The organism is Trueperella sp. LYQ143, from assembly GCF_046599595.1.
Taxonomy (GTDB): domain Bacteria; phylum Actinomycetota; class Actinomycetes; order Actinomycetales; family Actinomycetaceae; genus Trueperella.
Map to the genome: position 1 here is coordinate 1 of NZ_JBKIWR010000035.1, position 1,245 is coordinate 1,245.

Here is a 1,245-nt window from a genome sequence, read left to right on the forward strand (position 1 = left end):
ACAAATTGTGTTGCTTTTGTCGGGATTTTTTGGCGTTATTGCGGGGGAAACTGGGTGTTGTAGTTGGTGTGTTTTAGGGGTTTGGCACTCTGTTATGAATGACGAGTGTTAAGTGCCCGGGGTGCGGGCGTGTGATGAGTAGGCATGGTAAGACTTCAGCGGGTTCGCAGCGTTGGTGGTGTCGGTCGTGTGGTATGACCCGGGTTCACCATATTGACGCCACAGCGAAGCATCTATGTGAGTTTCTTGGCTGGCTTTTGAGTAATAAAAGACAGGTAGATATGCCAGGTCAGGGCAGATCTTTTCGGCGTAGGTGTGCTCCGTTATGGAAGCTTTGGCCCTTCGCGCCAGTGGTGGATGAGGTTCATGAGGTGGTGTTTGTTGATGGTATTCACCTGGGTCGTAAGGCTGTCGTGTTGATCGCTCAAAGTCGCACTCACGTGTTGGGATGGTATGTCGCTAGGCGGGAAAACTCCAGAGCCTGGGCGGCTTTGCTAGAACGGATCCCAGCCCCAGACCTGGTTATTAGTGACGGGGCGGGAGGGTTTGAAAAAGCCCGTAGACAAGTATGGCCTACTACCAAGGTTCAACGCTGCACGTTTCACGTCTTCGCCATGATAAAACGCGCAACAACCACGCGCCCGAAACTCCCAGCCTCCCAGCAACTCTACCGCCTGGGCTTAAAGCTACTACGAGTGAAAACGAGTGAGGAAGCACGTGAGTGGCTATGCGAATACAACCAGTGGCATACGGATTGGGAAGAATTCTTAGACGAGAAAACCCCAACTCCTAATGGCGGATGGGTCTATACCCATCAAAGGCTTGTTAGAGCCCGTAACAGTCTTAACCAGCTCATACGCCGTGACCTGCTTTTCACTTTCGTTGACCCCTGCTGGCAAGAGCCTATGCCAGCAACCAATAACCGTATCGAAGGCGCAACAAACGCGCCACTACGCCAAGTATTGCGCAATCACCGAGGCATGAACCTGACACGCAGGATTAAAGCTATCTTCTGGTGGTGCTACATGCATACCGAAAACCCGCTACCAGCCAGCCAAATACTGAAAATCATGCCCACCGACAAAGACATAGAAAATGCCTGGCAACAAGCCGCGCAACACCAACAAGCCAACACCACCATACCCACCTGGGGCGACGCAATCTGCTGGAACGAACTCCACCACACCACCCCATACCACAACACCTGGGACTAACCCACAAGCAACACATTTTGTCCTATAACCC

1 protein-coding gene is annotated in these 1,245 nt (G+C 52.2%); it reads left to right on the plus strand.

Features of this window, described 5'->3' with window-relative positions; all coding sequences use genetic code 11:
- Positions 1–98 precede the first annotated feature (98 nt).
- Complete coding sequence (locus ACLHIL_RS08925; RefSeq protein ID WP_411297610.1) at positions 99–1,214, plus strand: IS1249 family transposase; 1,116 nt, start codon at positions 99–101, stop codon at positions 1,212–1,214.
- Positions 1,215–1,245 lie beyond the last annotated feature (31 nt).